The sequence below is a fragment of the Mesorhizobium montanum genome (assembly GCF_033977145.1).
GTDB lineage: Bacteria > Pseudomonadota > Alphaproteobacteria > Rhizobiales > Rhizobiaceae > Mesorhizobium > Mesorhizobium montanum.
The window spans coordinates 1-526 of sequence record NZ_JAVIJF010000073.1; the positions used below are offsets into that span (position 1 = coordinate 1).

Annotated in this window: 1 protein-coding gene; it reads right to left on the reverse strand. The window is 61.8% G+C overall.

Annotation, left to right across the window (positions count from 1 at the left end; genetic code table 11):
- On the reverse strand, window positions 1-526 hold a 526-nt coding region (locus tag RFM68_RS33845; RefSeq protein ID WP_320237205.1), incomplete at both ends, for a GTP-binding protein.

Sequence of the window (526 nt, forward strand, 5' to 3'; positions counted from 1 at the left end):
TCCTCGCCGATGGTCTTGTTGGAATCTTCCAACGCCGCCAGCGCCGAACCCTTGACGATCGGAATGTCGTCGCCGGGGAACTCGTTCTTCGACAAAAGCTCGCGAACCTCGAGCTCGACCAGCTCCAAGAGCTCGGCGTCGTCGACCTGGTCGACCTTGTTCAGGAACACCACGATCGACGGCACGCCGACCTGGCGGGCAAGCAGGATGTGCTCGCGGGTCTGCGGCATCGGGCCGTCGGCGGCCGAAACCACCAGGATCGCGCCGTCCATCTGGGCAGCACCGGTGATCATGTTCTTCACATAGTCGGCGTGGCCGGGGCAGTCGACATGGGCATAGTGACGGTTGGCCGTCTCATACTCGACATGCGCCGTCGAGATCGTGATGCCGCGCGCCTTCTCTTCAGGCGCAGCGTCGATCTGGTCATAGCGCTTGTATTCGCCAAAATACTTCGTGATCGCCGCCGTCAGCGACGTCTTGCCATGATCGACGTGACCGATCGTGCCAATGTTCACATGCGGCTTGG